Below are 16,910 nucleotides of genomic sequence, written 5' to 3' on the forward strand. Positions count from 1 at the left end.
TTGGCAGTCGGGTCGCTCAGTTCGTGGTGGCGCCGACGTAGCGCTCGAAGACGTCGTCCTGCAACAGATCTCGCGCCGGTCCGCTGTGCGCTACCGACCCACGGTTGAGGACGTATGCACGATCAGCGATCGCCAGGACGCGGTTGATGTACTGCTCGACGACGAGCAGTGCCGTCCCCTGTGCGGCGACGCGCTGGAGGAACTCGAAGACGAGATCGACGACGAACGGCGCCAGTCCCATCGATGCCTCGTCGACCAGGACCAGTCGCGGATCACACACGTAGGCCCGACTCAGCGCCAGCATCTGCTGTTCGCCGCCGCTCATGGTGCCCGCGGTCTGTCGTAGCCGACCCGACAATGCCGGGAATGCCTGCAACGCGAGGTCGATCGCTGCCGTGGCGTCCCGTCGGGCGGCGAACAACGTGATGTTGTCGCGGACCGAGAGGGTCGGGAAGATCCCGCGGCCCTCCGGGATGTGGCACAGGCCGCGTCGTGCCCTGCTGTCCGCTCGCTCGCCGCCGCTGTCGCGACCGGCGTACTCGACCGTGCCGGACGACGGCTGCAGGGATCCGGCGGCAACCCGCAACAGCGTTGTCTTGCCTGCGCCGTTCGCGCCCAGCAGGGCGACGACCGTGCAGGGTGCGACCTCCAACGTGACGTCGCGCAACACCGTCGTCGCCCCGTAGCCGGCGGTGACCCCTGTCAGCCGCAGCACCGCCCCGTCCCCGGCGCCACTGTCCGCGATCGAGTCAGTCATCGGCGGGGCCTCCCGCCAGCACCGGCGCTGCATCCAGCAGGGTGGTCACCTCGTCGGAGCCCAGGTACGCCGCGCGAACGATGGGGCTCGCCAACATCTCCTGTGGTGCACCGTCGTAGATCAGCCGGCCGAAGTCGAGGACGTAGACCTCGTCGCAGATGTCGCGGACCAGGGCCATGTCGTGCTCGACGATGAGCATCGTCAGGCGGCGCTCCCGGACGACGCGGGTCAGGACTTCGGCGAACGCTGCTGTCTCCACCCGATCCAGGCCCGATGACGGCTCGTCGAGCAGAATCGTGTCGTAGCGACCAGCCAGGACGCGGGCAAGCTCGACCAGGCGCCGCTGCCCGGTGGACAGCGACGTCACGTCACGGTCGAGCAGGTCCCCTACGCCGGCCTGCTCGGCCGCATCCGCCACAGCGGCCGCGACGACGTCGCGGTCCCCCCGGCGCGGCACGATGTGCCGCAACGGATTGCTGCCGGCAAGCGCACTCTCCCGGCCGAGTGCGAGGTTCTCGGCGACCGACAGGGACTGGCACAGCTCGACCCGCTGGAAGGTCCGCCCAAGACCGAGCCGGGCACGCGCCGCGGCGCTTCGGCGGCTGACCTCGCGACCGCCCAGCTCGATCCGGCCCGCGGTGGCATGGAGCAGGCCACTGCAGGCGTTGAACGTCGAGGTCTTGCCCGCTCCATTCGGGCCGATCAGCCCGGTGATCCTGCCTGGGCGCGCAACCAGGCTGAGGTGCTCCACCGCGACGTTGCCGCCGTAGCGCACCACGAGGTCGTGGACGGTCAGGCCGCCGCGCGGCTGGGCCGACTCCACCGGCCCGTCGGACACCACCGCCACCACCGGTTCCTCGGCGCGCGGTCGGCCGAACCGCAGTGCGGCGTCGATGCGCCATGCCAGCCGGCGAAGCCGCTGGGGCATACCGGGATGCGACAGGAGGGTGTACGGCGCCAGTACGGCGCTGATACCGAAGATCACGTTGAGGTAGTTGGTGACCTCGCCGCTGCTGATGTAGGCGGGGATCACCTGCAAGGCCAGTCCCGCCACGACGGCGTACCACGGTGTCCCGAACGGAATGATCACGACCAGCACGAGCAGGGTCAGCGACGAGAACGACGAGAACTGGCTCGCCGTCGCCACTCCGAACAGGCTCACCAGCAGTCCGCCGGCGACGGCGGCCATGAACGCTGACAGGCAGAACACGATGACCTTGCTGGTGTTCACACTGGCGCCGTTGGTCTCCAGGACCACCGGCGAGTCGCGGATCGCGCTCAACAACCGCCCCAACCTGCTGCGCTGCACGAGCACCGTGGCCGCAGACGCCACCACGACGAAACCGAGGAGCAGGTAGAAGTAGCCGGTGTCGGTCGACAAGTCGAGTGGCCCGATGCTGAGATCCGGGCGCCCGACACTGATGCCGTTGGTGGTCTCACCGAACATCAACGGCGTCGTGTACAGCAGCTGCTCCAGGAAGATGCCGAAGCCCAGCGTGGCCAAAGCCAGGAACACTCCCGACAGCCGCATCGCGGGAATGGCGAGCAAGGCTCCGACGGGGACGGTGATGGCCCCGGCCAGGACGAGTGCCAGCAGCCAGGGCAGACCGACGTTGGTCGACAGCTGCGCCGTCGCCGCGCCACCGATGGCAGCGAAACCGTACTGACACAGCGAGACCTGCCCTGACAGCCGGGTCAGCAGTCCCAGTGAGAGCAACAGGACGATGGCCACGAGCGCGGCGGAGAACACGACGAGTTTGGTACCCACCACCGCCGGGACGAAGCACGCGATCAGGACGGCAACCGCGCCGGCCAGTATCCGGACCCGCGGCGGCGCGTGCCAGGCGTCGGGTGTTCGCCGCGCGGTCAGGTAGCGGCGATCGGCCAGCAACCGTCGCGGCAGGACGATCAGGACTGCGAACAGGACGATGAACGGCAATGCCGGCGGCAGTCCGGTCAGCCAGTTGATGGACACGGAGTACTTGGTTGCCATCGCTCCGGCGATTCCCAGCAGCAGACCGCCGACGTACGCCAGCGGCAGATTCGTGAAGTAGCCAATGGCTGCAGCCCCGAATGCCTGGATCGCGAGCTGGGTGAGTACGACCCCGTCCACGCTCAGGCTGGGGGCCAACAGCAGCCCGGACAACGAGGCGAAGCTGGCGCCGATGATCCAGGCGGTCCGCCGGATCCGGATCGGACTCGCCCCGGTCATGGCCACCAGCGCCGGGTCGTCGACGACCGCACGCATGGCCACCCCGCTACGCGCCCAACGGAAGTACAGATACAGCCCGGCGGTGGCGAGCGTGGCTATCACGAAGATGATCAGCTGGTCCCAGCCGATATTGACCCCGACCGCTTCGAACGTCCCGGTCGGCAGGTACGGCTCGACAGTGGGCGCCGCACCGCCGTGCAGGATGACGCCGACGGCGATGACAGCGACCACGATGCCGACGGTGGCGGCAATCTTGATGGTGTGGTCACAGTCGGCGAGGCGACGCGCGAGCAGTTCCAACAGGAACCCGCACAGCGGTCCGCCGACGACCAACGACACTGCCGCCGCCCACCACCACGGCATCCCGAGGTCGTGGGTGAGCCAGTAGTACAGGTAGACCGAGACCGCCGCCAGCGACCCCTGGGCGAAGTTGAAGATCCCCGACGTCTTGTACGTCACCACCAGCCCGGTGGCCGCCAGGCCGATCACAGAACCGGTGGTCAGTCCGATGATCACGAAGGCGATGAACTGCTCCACGAATTGCCGTCCTCACTACCTGGGCGAGCGGCCTGCCGGGCTCTTACGGCGACGTGGGCGTCGGCCGCGTCGGGCGGGGCCCCTGCTGTGGCCCCGCCCGACCGATGCGACCTCCACCCTGACGGTCAGCTCGGCTGACACTGCGCCTTGTCGCCACCGGGTGGGACCACGAAGGAACCGTTGCTGACCTTGTAGGTGAACCAGCACGGGATCGTGGTCGGCTTTCCCTTGACGAAGGTCAGCGGCGGCGCGAGGCCCCCGAGAGTTTCGCCCTTGAGTGCGTACAGACCGTCCAGTACCCCGGCGGCGGTCGGGCTGTCGCCCAGCTTGGCCGCCTTGGCCGCCGCGGCGAAGAGCTGCCCGGCAACCCAGTTCATCTGCGCAGTCCCGCCGTACTTCACGCCGGGCGCGTATGTCGCCATCGCCTTCACGAACTCCTGGTTGGCCGGCAGCGTCGAGGCGATCGGCACGACGGCCGAGGCGATGATCGCGCCGTCCGCCGACGGGGTCGTCAGCCAGGTGTCGTTGACCTGGTAGAGGTTTCCGACGTGGGTGAAGTTGTAGTTCTGCTTCTTGCAGTCGTCGTACACCTTCAGGGTCTGCGTGGTGGGGGCGCCCACATACACAGCCGCGATGTTCTGCGACTTGGCTTCCAGACACTGGGCCGTGTAGTTCGGTGATACGTAGTCCATCGTCACGATCAGCGGCGGGCTGGTGAAGCCCAGGTTCAGCTTCGTGGTGTTCTCGCGGTACCAGGCGATCGTCTCCTGCGCGGCCGCGGTGTTGGTCACACTGAAGAAGCCGAAGGTCTTCGCCCCGGCCTTGGCGGCCTCCGCCAGCATGCCGTACTGAATGCCCTCGAACGTCGCCCCGACGGGGAAGAAGTCCGGGTTGGTCCCGAACGTCTTGTTGAACAGGATCGCCCCGATGACCGGTACGCCCTTGTCCTTGACGTAATCGGCCCAAGCGGAGTCGACGAGGCTGTAGTCGACGATGGCGATGACCTTGTCCTGCTCGACGAGTTGTTTCACCGCAGCAGTCGACTTGGCGGGGTCGGCCCCGTCGTCGAGTTGCACCAGTTTGATCGGGTGATTGTCGATTCCGCCGTGGTCGTTGGTGTACTTGACCCACGCCTCGAAACCCGGTGCTGCCTCGCCCAGCGTTGAGGCAGCGGGCCCCGTGAACGACCCGATCTGGCCGATCACCCAGGGTGTTCCGGTCGGCGTCTTGGCCTGGCTCCCGGTACTGCTCGGCGAACTCGAGGTTCCCCCGTTGCTGCTTCCACATGCGGTCATGGCGACGGCCAGCATGGCGCCGGCGGCGACCCATCCGATCCTTGAACGTCTCACGCACATCCCCTTGCCCGCGCGAAAGCAAACCCGCGCGTGCTCGATGTATCCGACGAAGGTGACGAAACCGATGTCCGTCTGCGGGGACGTTTCTAGGACTATTCGGCACCCGGTGTCAAGGGGTGGTCTGTCCTCGCCGCAAAGACGTTTCGGTACTGCGGGGCCGGACACCGAACTGCTCGCGCCAACCGGAAACGGAGCGCTGGTTCACGTTGCCAGCGGCGATGTTTCCCTGGTCCGAGCCAAGTCAGCATCCAGTTCGCGAAATTCGGCGACGGTGCTGCTACCAGGCCAGGCGTGGCACCACTGGTTCCCAGGTGCGATCGCGCACACAGCCCCACCAGACGCCGGCGCCGTAGGCCCCCTGCAGGAGAATCTCCCACGACACCCAGCGGGCAGGGTCGCCCCCGCGGTCAGTCCACCAGCGGCCCAGCGGGGCGCCTACCAGCAGCGCCAGGCATAGCGGGCGGGTGCGACGCTGTCCCAGCCCGATCAGCGTCAGCGGCAGCAAGATCGTCCCCGCGACGTGGCTCAGCGCGACGGCCGTCGAGCGGGCCGCCATCGCCACCACCCGCACCGCCAGCCGCAGATCGGGTGGGCGCTGCGGCCAGGAGCGTGCCAGCCGAACGGCGAGGACGGCGAACCCCAGAGTTCCCAGCAAGGCCGCAGGCCAATGACCGCTCAGGATCGCGACGATGCCGGTCAGCACAACGGGCCTGACCAGCAGCGGCGCGAGCCGACCCGGATGCCGGCGAGCCAGGGCGGCCGCCGATGTCCCGTACCGGAATCGGCGACGAAGCTCGGCGCGGATGCCCACCGGTTCGCGGTGGCCCACTGTCACGGCTGAGTCGTACCGGATTCGCCAACCATCGGACACCATGCGCCACAGCAGGTCCACGTCTTCGCCGTACCGCAGTGACTCGTCGAAGCCGGACCCGACGGCCGACGTGCGCACGACGAGCGCCGCAGTCGGCACATAGGGCACGCGCCTGCCCGGTCCGACAGGTCCCGACCGGTCGCCGAGGTCCAACGGGGAACGGGTCTGCCGGTACGTCGACCATCCGGCCGCGATGGCGAGACGACCACGGCGGGCCCCACCGGCCGGCCGGATGCGGGGGGCCACGGCGCCCAGCGCGGCGTCGTCGAAATGCGGCACCAGCTCCGGCAACCAGTGACGGGGTGCGACGCAGTCGCTGTCGAGGAACGCGATCAGGTCGGTGGTCACCGCGGCGCGGCCACGGTTGCGTGCCTGGCTGGGCCCATGACCACCGGAACGCACCAGATGCGCGCCGTACCGACGCGCCACTGCGGCCACCGCGCCACTGTCGATCGATCCGTCGTCCACCACGATGACCGCCGGGCCGGTGCCCAGCGCCGACAGGCATTCTTCGAGTTCGTCGATCCGGTCACGAGCCGGAATCACGACGGTGACCCGCGCGGCAACCTCTGCGTCGGTGGCCTGGCGGACCGGTCGAGGGTCGGCGAGCCCCGCGTCGGTCAGCCGGCGGGCGAGCCGGGCTGCCGGCTGCGCTTCGGTGGTCCCGTCGGTGAGTATCTGCTGCAGCACAAGGTGACCGCGCTGGGTGAGCAGCACCGACCGGCTGGGCGAGCCGCCGACAAGCCGGTGGCCAGCCCGCCCCCGCAGCGTGGTCGAACTCAGCCGTAGCCAGAAGCCGGCTGGCAGCGGCGGCATGGGAAGGTCGCCGGTCACAATCTGGTCACAATGCCAGCCCGCCATCCACGGGTACGGCCACGCCGGTGATGGCGTCGGTCGTCGGACCGGCGAGCCAGGCCAGCGCCGCGGCGATCTCGTCCGCCTCCAGCAGCCGGCCGATCGGTTGCTGCTGGCTGAAGGAAGTCGGGCCGGGCAGTCGGTAGAGCCGTGCGCTCTCAGCCAGCATCTCGGTCGCCGTCGAGCCGGGGCTGACGGCGTTGGCGGTGACTCCGCTGCCGCCCAGTTCCACGGCCAGCGCCCGAACCAGGCCAACTACCCCGGCCTTGGCGGCGCAGTACGCGGCGAGCATCGGGAAGCCGCGCGTCGCGGCGGCCGACGCTACGGCGAGGAACCGCCCCGACCGCGGCGTCGGGCGACGCAACAACGCCGGAACACCCACCCGTGCGGCGACCACGACGCCGGTCAGGTTGACGTCCAGTACCGCCTGCACGCGGTCGCCGGCCATGTCCCACAACGGTTCACCCCCGGCGATGACACCGGCTGCCGCGATCACCGCGTCGACCCCGCCCCAGCTCGATTCGGCCATCGCCACCGCGCCGGCCATGGCATCGGCGTCGCAGGTGTCCGCGACCGCCGCACGGACGCGGCCGGGCTCACCGGTCGCCCCCACCACAGCCTGCAGTTCCGTGAACGTCCCGAGCGGGTACGGCAGCCGCGGATCGTCGGCACAGCGATCGACAGCTAGCACGCACCAGCCGTGCGCGGCCAAGACGCCGACGGTCGCCGCCCCGATGCCTCGCGCCGCACCCGTGACGACGGCAACCCTCGTCACAGCAGTGGCCAGTCGTCGACGAATGCGATGAGGGCGGCGGTCGCCGCGGTCAGCAACTGCTCGCCATGCTCGGCGGTAGCACCGCGCGGATCACCGAGGACGCCGTTGGCGCTGACGGCCTTCACGCCGTGCGCGCGCAGCCGAGACATGAGGGCCGGCAACGCTTCGCCGTTGCCAGCCTCGGCGAGCGACAGCCTGACCGACTGCGGAGCTATGGCGAGCATCAGCGACGTTTCGGTGTAGCCGGCATGGGCGTCGCCGTCCCAGGACGGTGCCCAGCAGCGGACGCGCCGCCCTTCGCCGAGCAGGGTCGCCGTTGCGTCCGCCAGCGCTGCGGTATTGCCGCCATGGGCCGAGACGAACAGCAACCGCGGCCAGGTCTGCGTCGCGGAACGACCGAGTTCGACCAGGAGCTGCGTGGTCGCCGCGGTCCCGATCGACAGCGTGCCGGCGAATCCGGCGTGCTCCCCGCTGGCGCCGTAGGACAAGGCTGGCGCCACCAGGCACCCGGCCCGGCCGGCGGCGGCGACGCGTTGTGCCAGTGCGACGGCGATGAGCGTGTCGGTGGCCAGCGGCAGATGCGGACCGTGCTGCTCGGTCGAACCGACCGGGACCAGCAGCAGCCCGGTGGCGGCCGATGCCGCCACCTCCGGCGAGGTCAGCCCCGCCACCTCCGGCGAGACGAGAGCCGCCACCTCCGGCGAGACGGCGGCCGCCCCGTCGAGCGCTGCGGACGGATCGATCACGAGGCGGGGACGAAGCCGGCCAAGGGGTCCTGCGCGCACCCCGGCACGGGTGGCAGCGCGTCATCGTCGGGCCGTGTCCCGATGCGCACCGGAACAGGCGTTCGGCGGCCCGCCGGGCGCGAGTGGTCGCGGGACGCCCGCGGCACGGCTCCGGCCTGCTGGAGGGCGACTTCGCCATGTCCCAGGACGCATTCGGGATCCGGACCATCCAGCGGCAAACCGGTGAAGAACTTCGCAGCCGGGCAACCGCCCCGGCAGGTCTCGCTGTGCTCGCACGATGAGCACGTCCCGCCCGCGGTCGGTTGACGCAGCGACGCGAAGAGGTCCGACTCCCGCCAGACCCGGGCGAAACCACCCGGGGCCCGAATGTTTCCCGCCAGGAACGAATCGTGGATCGTGAAGGGGCAGGCGTACACGTCGCCTACCGGGTCCACCAGACACACGACCCGCCCGGCGCCGCACAGATTCAATCCGGGCAGCGACTGGCCCAAGGCATTGAGGTGGAAGAACGAGTCGCCGGTCATGACCCCCTCGCCGTGCGATACGAGCCACTGGTGCAACTCGTGTTGCTGCTCCGGATGGGGGTGCAGCTGTGGCCAGACGTCGGCACCCCTGCCGGACGGCCGAAGCCGGGTGAGGCGCAGCGCCGCGCCGTACCGCTCGGCGAGCTGCTGGAACTCGTCGAGCTGACCGACGTTGTGACGCGTCACGACCACGGACACTTTGAAGCCGGTGAACCCGGCAGCCGCCAGATTTTCCATCGCCGCGAGCGCCATGTCGTAGGAGCCACTCCCCCGGACGGCGTCGTTGACCTCGCGAGTGGTGCCGTCGAGGGAAATCTGGACGTCCACGTAGTCGTTGGCTGCCAGCTGAGCCGCAACCGCCGGAGTGATCCTGACGCCGTTGGTGGAGAACTTGACGCCGACACGGTGCGCAGTCGCATAGTCGAGCAGGTCGAAGAAGTCGGGTCGGATCGTCGGTTCGCCGCCGCCGACGTTGACGTAGAAGACCTGCATCCGCTCGAGTTCGTCGATGAAGCGCCGACACTCGTCGGTGGTCAACTCGTGTGGATCGCGTCGGCCGGAGCTGGACAGACAGTGGACGCACGCCAGGTTGCACGCGTACGTCAATTCCCAGGTCAGACAGATCGGTGCGGCAAGCCCGCGTTCCAACTGGTCGGCCAATCGCCCACGGCCAGGTGCAGGGCCGACCACGATCGCCGCGTCGGCGCTCACCGCGTACCGCGCCCAGTCATAGCCGGCTCCTCGATCATTCCGGTGCGCGCCAGGGTTGCCAGGGACCGGGCCAGTACCGCGACCTGATCGTCGTCGGCACCAGCTGCCAGGCATGCGGCGCGAGCCGTCGGGCTCGTCGCGAGGTGCTCGACCGCCGCGACCAGTAAGGGGTGCTTGAGGAACGACAACCGCCGAGACCGGTAGTCGTACAGCAACGCGCCGAACGGCTCCTGGCGCAACGCCACCTGAGAGCCCAGCGACCACGGTCGGTCCAACAGCTCGTCGGCTGTTGCGACGGCTCCACTGGGCGCACGAGCGGCCGACCCCTCCGACGTCGTCACTGCGCTGTGACCGGCCGGCCTAGTAGACGCCGCACATGCCGTCGATGCTGACGTCCTCGACGAGGAGGTCCTCCTCGACCAGGTCGTCGGCGATCGCGAGATCGGCTTCGGTCCGGCGGTCGATCATGCATCCCTCCTTGGGCCACGGCGCACCCTACTAGTTGCATCGAGTGCCACCAAGTGTTTCCGGCAGCGGATACCTGGCGACTCCCGTCGCGGGCCTGCCGACCGGGTCATGCCGACTCGATACCGGATCACGTCGACTCGATGTCGGCAAATCCGCTGAGCAACAGGCTCAAAGCCTGGTCGAGGAGTTCGAGCAGATCGCTGCCCGGCTCCCGGAGCCAGGTCTGGTATCCGACCAGGCAGGCGCCCAGCGCGCTGTACCCGATGGTGCGGGGCACCAGGCCCAACGGATCGTGCCCGAGCCGAGCAGCGGCGTACTCGGCGATGACAGCGACCCAGTGCTCGTACTGCAGGGTGGAGTGTGCCCGCAACGTATCGCTCTTGAGGATCAACGACATCCGCTTGCGGTGCCACGGCAGTTCCTGAGGATCCACCCGGTTGAATTTCAGAATGCCCTTCCGGATGGCGTCGAGCAGCGGAACCCGGGCCGGCGTGGCGGCAAGATCTGCCGCCAGCCGGTCCAGTTCCTCGGTGAATCCGCCCCACGGCACGTCGTTCTTGGAGGAGAAGTAGCGAAAGAAGGTGCGCCGTCCGATGCCGCAGGCCAGCGCGATGTCGTCGATGGTGGTCTCGTCGAAACCATTCTCCCAGAACAAGTTCAGGGCAACGTGCTCCAGCTCTGCACGCGACGTCACCGGCGGGCGGCCCGGCCGCGCGTCGGCCTTGACCAGCACCGGAGGCGGCTTCGCCGCCGTCCGAGATGTGGATCGGGGCATGCATCCTCCACGACGGGCGCCAGGATCGAGATCCTAGAGGCGACCGGGCCCCGGAGGTGGTCCGGACCGATGCGATCCCGACCGCCCCACCGCACCATAGGGACACTTCGTGCCAATATACGGTGGGACAACCCGGAGGGCGGAGGCGAGGATGGGCACTGCGTGGTTCGAGTCGGTGGCCGAGGCGCAACGTCGAGCCAGTCGCCGGCTGCCGCCCTCGGTCTACCGGGCCATCGTGGCCGGAACCGAACGCGGCGCCTCGCTGCGGGACAACCTCGAAGCGTTCACCCAACTCGGCTTCGCGCCCCACGTCGTCGGGCATCAGCCGGTCCGCAGCCAGCACACGACCCTGCTCGGCATGCCCGTGTCGATGCCGGTGCTGCTGTCACCGGTCGGCGTGCAGGCCGTACATCCGGACGCGGAGGTCGCGGTCGCCCGCGCCGCGGCCTCTCGCGGGGTCGGCATGGGTCTGAGTTCCTTCGCCAGCAAGTCGGTCGAGGAGGTGGTCGCGGCCAACCCGCACACGCTCTACCAGACGTACTGGATGGGTAGCCGCGACACGATGCTCGCTCGACTCGACCGCGCCCGCCGTGCCGGCGTCGCCGGGCTTGTCGTGACACTGGACTGGTCGTACTCCCACAGCCGCGACTGGGGCAGTCCCACGATCCCCGAACGGCTGAGTGTGACGGCGGCTGCGCGCTTCGCGCCGGAGGCGGTGCGCCGGCCGGCCTGGCTGCTGCAATACCTGCGCCGCCGCGAGATCCCCGATCTGACGACGCCGAACCTCGCGGTCGACGGCGGCAGAGGACCGACCTTCTTTCAGGCCTACCGTGAATGGCAGGACACGCCGCCACCCACCTGGGACGACCTCAGCTGGCTGGCCAAGGAATGGGGCGGGCCGTTCATGATCAAGGGGGTGTGCCGGGTCGATGACGCGAAGCAGGCGGTCCAGGCAGGCGCCACCGCGATCTCGGTTTCCAACCACGGCGGCAACAACCTCGACACCACCCCGGCGCCGATCCGAGCGTTGGCCACGATCGCGGCGGCGCTCGCCGACGACGACGTGGAGATCCTCCTCGACGGCGGCATCCGCCGCGGCGGCGATGTCGTCAAGGCGCTCGCCCTCGGCGCCCATGGGGTCATGATCGGTCGCGCATACCTGTGGGGCCTGGCAGCCAACGGCCAGGCCGGCGTGGAGAACGTCCTGGACATCATGCGCGACGGGATCGACAGCGCGCTGCTGGCACTGGGACGCAGCCACATCGACGAACTCGACCCCTCCGACGTGGTCATTCCCGCCGGCTTCGAGCGCTCGATGGGCCAGGCCTGAGGCAAGCGAGGGCCTGACGGAGTACGGCGCTTAGCGGGCCCGCTAGGCTGCTCCGCGTCCGCGGGCAGGTCCGGCGGATCCGCGGGTGTAGTTCAATGGCAGAACATCAGCTTCCCAAGCTGACAGTGCGGGTTCGATTCCCGTCACCCGCTCCTTGTATGAGTGCAGGTTAAGAAGCATGTCGAGACGAGATAGACCCGGCTGGATCCTCCGGCAATAGACCTTCGTGGGCTCCACTTGACCCATGGTCGCCGTCCGTTGGCGCACGCAAGACCACGACGATTCGTGGCTATCGCTTGCCGAGCGCACTGTCAGCATCCTGAGGCCACGAGGCGCCGGGAACTGAGATGAGGCTTCTGAGGTGCGGTGACTTGGCAGTGTCAGAGGGTCGGCCGAGCGGCGATCACGGCAGGCAGCGAGGACTTGCTCGCCACCCAGGCTGCAGCCTGAGGATGGATCCAATCGCAAAGTCGTACGGCACCGTCGAAGTCAGCCTGCAGATTGCGGCGGTGAATCGGCTCGTGATGGGCCGCTCGGTTCCGGACGAACTGCTGCTCCTGGAGCAGGTGCTCGACGTCCTTACGTCTCCGTCGGAGATCGGAAGCGCCGGCCGGGAAGGCCTCGTGCAGCTGCGGAACCCACAGCGCGGTGAAGTAGCGGCTGGCCACCAGATAACGCCAGAAGCCGAACGTCAGCTCCGCGATGACCTTGCCATGGCTCGCGCCTAGGCCCCCTGCTCGTCGTCGGGCCTTGCGGAGGTCGTCCTGACCTCGAGGGTCCAGGGGAATGACGTCGAGCCACGAGGCACCGCTGTGCCGAGTCGCAGCCCACTCGGCCAGTTGCCGATCGAGTGCATTGCGCACGATGACTTCGACCATGCCGGTCGTGGTCATCACCGCGGCGGACGCGACCATGTTCCACTCGTAGAGCGCGAAGGCGCCGTCCAGAGTGCGACCGGCCCGATACGAGGCGAATCTCTCGTCGGTGAGCAGGTGGAGTATGACCGCGTGGTCCCAGCCCTGGTCCCCGCCGGTGGTGCTGGCACTTGACAACCGATCGGCTCCCCGTATCTTTGCTAGCGAAGACCCCGGAACGATCCCTGGCCCCGGCCACATCGCCGGGGTTTCGTCTTTCCCGCAGGTACCTGAACTGGGATGCGCCGCGGTGGACGTGAACCCACACTGTCAGCTAGGGACGGTGCTGGGAACACTTGGGTGCATGGGCTCTCACCGATTCCCGTCACCCCCTCCAGCGAGACACCTTGCCGGACAAGCCGTTCCAGAGTTTTGTCCGATGGTGCGGTGCGATCACGACTCGGGGCCGTCGGGCGGTTGCTCGCCGGTCCCGAGTTCCTCGGCCGTGGCGTCGCCCGGCTCGGCAGGGCCGCGCCGGCGCCCGACGATCAGCCATCCAGCAAGTGCGGCGATGGCGGCGAGGACGACGAGGGCCAGCAGGATCCACACCCAGGTCGCGACGCCCTCCGACGAGGCCGGCTGCGCGGGCAGGGTCGTCAGCGTGGTCGACGCGGAAGGGGCTGACGCACTCGGTGACGTCGCGGTCCCCGACGACGTCGTGCCGCTGCTCGGACCGGCGGAGGTGGTTGACGGCATACTGCTGCTCGGACCGGCGGAGGTGGCAGGCGGCGTACTGCTGATCACGGGGGCTGCCGGCGAGGTCGCGGCCGCGGTGCTGCCCGACGGGGTCGGAGCCGACGTGCTTCTGGTGGGCGACACGCTCGGTGCGCTGCTTTCGCTCGCCGTGGGCGTCGGGGTGGGCGTCCGGGTCGCGACGGACGCAGTCGGCAGCGCCACGGAGGGCGCGGTCGACGCGGCGGATGCCGTCGGCAACGCGACCGACGGTAAGCCTGTCGGGCGCAGGCTCGACAGCGCAGCGGACGCGCTGGAACGGAGGTCGGAGGCCCGGTCGGCGACCTGTCCGCCGCACCCGGCCAGTGAAGCGACGACGATGCTGATTCCGACGCCGGCGAACGTCCAGCGGCGCGCACGCGTACCGATCACGCCATTGCCTCCACGACGTGTCACGACTCGCTCCAGTTCGCCGAGGGTGCTCCTCGCCGGCGACGCGGCGATCATGGCAGCTCTCGGGCTACTGACGCGGATGCCGGGCTATCGACGCGGGTGTCGGGCTACCGCCGCCGGGCCGCGGCGTCCAGCGCCGGGCTGACCCAGCCGTTGTCCGCCGGATTGACCGTCAGGCCCGGCGCGACGATCTCGTCGATGCGGTCGAGTACGTCGGTCGACAGCACCACCTCGGCCGCCGGCAGCTGTGACTCCAGATGCGCCATCGTCCGGGGCCCGATGATCGCCGCGGTGACGGCCGGGTGGCGCAGCACGAACGCCAGAGCGAGCTCGACGAGCGAGAGGCCGGCCTCCTCGGCCAGCAGGGCGAGCCGCTCGGCCGCGTCGAGCTTGATCGTGTTGACCGGCAGCGACAGGTCGTAGCGGCGCGGCAGCCGCTGCCGGACCGCAGACGCCGGCCCTGCCGGGTCCGCACCCACGCGGTAGCGACCGGACAGCCAGCCGCCGGCCAGCGGGCTGTAGGGAATGACTCCCATTCCGTACCGCTGGCAGGTGGGCAACACGTCGGACTCGATAGCACGGGTCAGGGTCGAGTAGGACGGCTGCTCGGTCACGAATCGCTCCCGGCCACGTTCCCTGGCCGTCCATTGCGCCTCGACGATGGCCGAGGCCGGGAACGTCGAGTGCCCGGCGTACCGGATCTTGCCCTCACGGACGAGGTCGGACAACGCGCCGAGCGTCTCGTCCAGTCCGACCCGCGGGTCGTACCGATGGATCTGGTAGAGGTCGATCCAGTCGGTGCCGAGCCGGCGCAACGACTCCTCTGCGGCTCGGACGATCCAGCGGCGGGAGTTCCCCCGGCGGTTCGGATCGTCGCCCATCGGGTTGAACACCTTCGTGGCCAGGATGACGTCGTCGCGGCGGCCGGCCAGAGCCTTGCCGACGATGACCTCCGACTCGCCGGCGGAGTAAACGTCCGCGGTATCGATGAAGTTGATCCCGGCATCCAGAGCGCGGTGGATGATCCGAATGGATTCCGCGTGGTCCGGGGTCCCCCAGTCGCCGAACATCATCGCGCCGAGGCACAACGAACTGACCGAGACGCCGGTGTCACCGAGTAACCGCTGTTGCATCTGTCGCTCCTCCCGTCGCCGTCCACCCGGCTGCCCGCCGCCCCGGCGTGCGGCCGGGGGTTGTCGCATCCCAGAAGTGGTACTAGTTTTCGACTGTCAATCGAGCGCGTCGGCGTTCGCCGGGGGCATCCAACGGACTCTACGAGAGACGGGCGCCATGACCGAGACCCTGGTGAAAGTCGACGATCTACCGGAACTCGATCTCGACGCATTCCGTGCCGACCCGACTGCCACGCTGGACGCGCTGCGGCCACACCGCATTGTTCGTAGCATTCGCGGGTACGAGGTCATCTCGTACGACCTCGCCTACGAACTGCTGGCCGATCAGCGGTTGCGCCCCATGTCGGCCGCGGACTTCTCCTCCCACGGCGCGAGCCCGTACATCGCGGAGTTCGTCGACAAGGGAATCTTCCTGTTCATGGCGCCGGAACGGCACCGGGAGATCCGCAAGATCTTCGCCCGTGCCTTCGCTGCGCGCCGGGTCATGGACCACCGTGAGGCCATCCTCGACACCGGCAACAGCCTCGTCGACCGGTTGCTAGCCCGGGGCGAAGGTGACCTGGTCGAGGACTTTACGCAGCGGTTCTCGGCCGAGGTCTTGTGCCGGCTATTGGGTTTCCCGCCGGCCGACATTCCGGAGTTCGTGCACGCCGCGCTCGATCTGCGCCACCTGGTGTACGTCCCGATGCAGCCGCACATCCCGACGATCGAGGCCTCGCTGGACACGCTGCGCGCGTATGCCATCGAGTTGTTGGACGAACGGCGTCGCAACCCGCAGGGCGACTTCCTCAGCGCGCTGATCGATACCGGGGAGACGCAGGGTCGGCTCACCACGGACGAGGTCGTCTGGGGGACGGTCAACCTGCTGCTCGGCGGGATCGACACCACGAACTTCCAGCTCGCCTCGACACTGCAGCACCTGATCACGAACGGGGTCTGGGAGCGCGTCGCGTCCGATCCGGCGATTCGTGAGGTCGCCATCGAGGAGGCGACCCGGCTGACCCCGATCTCGACGATGCTCGGCCGGATCGTCCACGAATCGCTGGAGATCGACGGCGTCACCCTGCCGGTGGGTGCGGACGTGAAGATCAACCTGGTCGGGGCGGGCCGGGACCCGGCGAAATTCGCCGACCCGCACTCCTACCGCCTGGACCGGGTAGCGCCGTTCTTCCCGGCCGCGTTCGGCAACGGAGTCCACGTCTGCATCGGCAAGAACCTCGCCTGGCAGGAACTGCGGGTCGGCACCGAGCTACTCACCACCCGGCTCACCGACGTCGAGCTGAGCGCGGCACCGACCATGCACTCGTGGACCGATGCCTTCTACGGCCCGTACGACCTGCAGGTCACCTTCCGCGCCCGGTCGTAGCCGTCGCTCCGGGCCGCGTCACCGCGCAGCAAGGCGGGGGAGCTCGACCGCCGGGCACCGGTTCATGACCACCCGCAACCCGGCCGCGCGGGCCCGTTCGGCTGCCGCGGTGTCCACCACGCCCAGCTGCATCCATACGCCGACGGCGCCACAGGCCACGGCCTCATCGGCAACGGCGCCGGCGAACTCGGAGCGGCGGAACACGTCGACGACCTCGACCCCGGCCGACGACGGGATGTCCGCCAGGCTCGGATAGCAGGTCTCGCCGAGCACGGACTCGACGGCCGGGTTCACCGGGATGATGCGGAAGCCGTTGCGCTGCAGCAGCTCGGCGATGCGGTGCGAATCACGCCACGGCTCCGGGGAGCAGCCGACCACCGCCCAGGTGGTCGTCTCCTGCAGCAGGTAGGCGATGTCGTCCGGCGTTGCCTCTGGCTGCCCGTCGGCCATGCGATG

At 69.0% G+C, this 16,910-nt stretch carries 16 protein-coding genes and 1 tRNA gene; 4 read left to right on the forward strand and 13 right to left on the reverse strand.

Annotated features, from left to right (window positions below; translation table 11 throughout):
- Nucleotides 1–16 precede the first annotated feature (16 nt).
- The 10 genes from EPO13_04250 to mftR all read right to left on the reverse strand — a co-directional run bounded on the left by EPO13_04250 (nucleotide 17) and on the right by mftR (nucleotide 10,586).
- Nucleotides 17–715 (reverse strand): ABC transporter ATP-binding protein, encoded by a 699-nt coding sequence (locus EPO13_04250; GenBank protein TAK70458.1) that lies wholly within the window; start codon nucleotides 713–715, stop codon nucleotides 17–19.
- A gap of 34 nt (nucleotides 716–749) precedes the next feature.
- Nucleotides 750–3,506, reverse strand: coding sequence for an ATP-binding cassette domain-containing protein (locus tag EPO13_04255; GenBank protein ID TAK70182.1), 2,757 nt, complete (start codon nucleotides 3,504–3,506; stop codon nucleotides 750–752).
- 125 nt (nucleotides 3,507–3,631) lie between these two features.
- Nucleotides 3,632–4,861, reverse strand: a complete 1,230-nt coding sequence (locus EPO13_04260; protein TAK70183.1) for a hypothetical protein — start codon at nucleotides 4,859–4,861, stop codon at nucleotides 3,632–3,634.
- 277 nt (nucleotides 4,862–5,138) lie between these two features.
- Nucleotides 5,139–6,593 carry a mycofactocin system glycosyltransferase gene (mftF, locus tag EPO13_04265; protein ID TAK70184.1) on the reverse strand — a complete coding sequence of 485 codons (1,455 nt, stop codon included), beginning with the start codon at nucleotides 6,591–6,593 and terminating at the stop codon, nucleotides 5,139–5,141.
- The gene (locus EPO13_04270; protein ID TAK70185.1) at nucleotides 6,574–7,362 is read right to left on the reverse strand and encodes an SDR family oxidoreductase; all 789 of its coding nucleotides are present in this window, start codon (nucleotides 7,360–7,362) and stop codon (nucleotides 6,574–6,576) included. The genes mftF and EPO13_04270 overlap by 20 nt, the downstream gene beginning before the upstream one ends.
- Complete coding sequence (gene mftE / locus EPO13_04275; protein TAK70459.1) at nucleotides 7,359–8,033, reverse strand: mycofactocin biosynthesis peptidyl-dipeptidase MftE; 675 nt, start codon at nucleotides 8,031–8,033, stop codon at nucleotides 7,359–7,361. Before mftE ends, EPO13_04270 begins: the two co-directional genes overlap by 4 nt.
- A gap of 71 nt (nucleotides 8,034–8,104) precedes the next feature.
- Nucleotides 8,105–9,457, reverse strand: a complete 1,353-nt coding sequence (mftC, locus tag EPO13_04280) for a mycofactocin radical SAM maturase (GenBank protein TAK70186.1) — start codon at nucleotides 9,455–9,457, stop codon at nucleotides 8,105–8,107.
- Nucleotides 9,340–9,621 carry a mycofactocin biosynthesis chaperone MftB gene (mftB, locus tag EPO13_04285; GenBank protein ID TAK70460.1) on the reverse strand — a complete coding sequence of 94 codons (282 nt, stop codon included), beginning with the start codon at nucleotides 9,619–9,621 and terminating at the stop codon, nucleotides 9,340–9,342. Before mftB ends, mftC begins: the two co-directional genes overlap by 118 nt.
- Before the next feature lie 82 nt (nucleotides 9,622–9,703).
- A complete protein-coding gene (gene mftA, locus EPO13_04290) occupies nucleotides 9,704–9,811 on the reverse strand; it encodes a mycofactocin precursor (GenBank protein TAK70187.1) in 108 nt (35 codons plus the stop codon).
- A gap of 127 nt (nucleotides 9,812–9,938) precedes the next feature.
- Nucleotides 9,939–10,586 carry a mycofactocin system transcriptional regulator gene (gene mftR, locus EPO13_04295; GenBank protein ID TAK70188.1) on the reverse strand — a complete coding sequence of 216 codons (648 nt, stop codon included), beginning with the start codon at nucleotides 10,584–10,586 and terminating at the stop codon, nucleotides 9,939–9,941.
- Nucleotides 10,587–10,737: 151 nt separating this feature from the next.
- On the opposite strand from mftR, the gene mftD reads away from it, so the two are divergent.
- Both mftD and EPO13_04305 read left to right on the forward strand, forming a co-directional pair.
- The gene (gene mftD / locus EPO13_04300) at nucleotides 10,738–11,916 is read left to right on the forward strand and encodes a mycofactocin system-associated heme/flavin dehydrogenase (protein ID TAK70189.1); all 1,179 of its coding nucleotides are present in this window, start codon (nucleotides 10,738–10,740) and stop codon (nucleotides 11,914–11,916) included.
- Between the two features lie 81 nt (nucleotides 11,917–11,997).
- Nucleotides 11,998–12,071, forward strand: a tRNA-Gly gene (locus EPO13_04305).
- Between the two features lie 225 nt (nucleotides 12,072–12,296).
- Here EPO13_04305 and EPO13_04310 read toward each other — a convergent pair.
- Nucleotides 12,297–12,968 (reverse strand): hypothetical protein, encoded by a 672-nt coding sequence (locus tag EPO13_04310; GenBank protein ID TAK70190.1) that lies wholly within the window; start codon nucleotides 12,966–12,968, stop codon nucleotides 12,297–12,299.
- A 463-nt stretch (nucleotides 12,969–13,431) separates the two neighbouring features.
- Between EPO13_04310 and EPO13_04315 the strand changes: the two genes are divergently transcribed.
- Nucleotides 13,432–14,100, forward strand: coding sequence for a hypothetical protein (locus EPO13_04315; protein TAK70191.1), 669 nt, complete (start codon nucleotides 13,432–13,434; stop codon nucleotides 14,098–14,100).
- Here the strand turns inward: EPO13_04315 and EPO13_04320 are convergent.
- The gene (locus tag EPO13_04320) at nucleotides 14,063–15,088 is read right to left on the reverse strand and encodes an aldo/keto reductase (protein TAK70192.1); all 1,026 of its coding nucleotides are present in this window, start codon (nucleotides 15,086–15,088) and stop codon (nucleotides 14,063–14,065) included. The genes EPO13_04315 and EPO13_04320 overlap by 38 nt on opposite strands.
- On the opposite strand from EPO13_04320, the gene EPO13_04325 reads away from it, so the two are divergent.
- Complete coding sequence (locus EPO13_04325; GenBank protein TAK70193.1) at nucleotides 14,976–16,454, forward strand: cytochrome P450; 1,479 nt, start codon at nucleotides 14,976–14,978, stop codon at nucleotides 16,452–16,454. The two genes, EPO13_04320 and EPO13_04325, sit on opposite strands and share 113 nt — an antisense overlap.
- Nucleotides 16,455–16,472: 18 nt before the next feature.
- Here EPO13_04325 and EPO13_04330 read toward each other — a convergent pair whose 3' ends face one another.
- Nucleotides 16,473–16,904, reverse strand: coding sequence for a CoA-binding protein (locus EPO13_04330; protein TAK70194.1), 432 nt, complete (start codon nucleotides 16,902–16,904; stop codon nucleotides 16,473–16,475).
- Nucleotides 16,905–16,910: the final 6 nt, after the last annotated feature.

It is taken from the genome of Actinomycetota bacterium (assembly GCA_004297305.1).
Classification (GTDB): Bacteria; Actinomycetota; Actinomycetes; order S36-B12; family FW305-bin1; genus FW305-bin1.

Excerpts from the sequence above, each read along its gene's own strand:
- EPO13_04260 (TAK70183.1), bottom strand. The coding sequence starts at position 4,861 with ATGTGCGTGAGACGTTCAAGGATCGGATGGGTCGCCGCCGGCGCCATG.
- mftF (TAK70184.1), bottom strand. The coding sequence starts at position 6,593 with ATGGCGGGCTGGCATTGTGACCAGATTGTGACCGGCGACCTTCCCATG.
- mftC (TAK70186.1), bottom strand. The coding sequence starts at position 9,457 with ATGCCTGGCAGCTGGTGCCGACGACGATCAGGTCGCGGTACTGGCCCG.
- mftA (TAK70187.1), bottom strand. The coding sequence starts at position 9,811 with ATGATCGACCGCCGGACCGAAGCCGATCTCGCGATCGCCGACGACCTG.
- mftR (TAK70188.1), bottom strand. The coding sequence starts at position 10,586 with ATGCCCCGATCCACATCTCGGACGGCGGCGAAGCCGCCTCCGGTGCTG.
- mftD (TAK70189.1), top strand. The coding sequence starts at position 10,738 with ATGGGCACTGCGTGGTTCGAGTCGGTGGCCGAGGCGCAACGTCGAGCC.
- EPO13_04325 (TAK70193.1), top strand. The coding sequence starts at position 14,976 with ATGATCCGAATGGATTCCGCGTGGTCCGGGGTCCCCCAGTCGCCGAAC.
- EPO13_04320 (TAK70192.1), bottom strand. The coding sequence starts at position 15,088 with ATGCAACAGCGGTTACTCGGTGACACCGGCGTCTCGGTCAGTTCGTTG.
- EPO13_04330 (TAK70194.1), bottom strand. The coding sequence starts at position 16,904 with ATGGCCGACGGGCAGCCAGAGGCAACGCCGGACGACATCGCCTACCTG.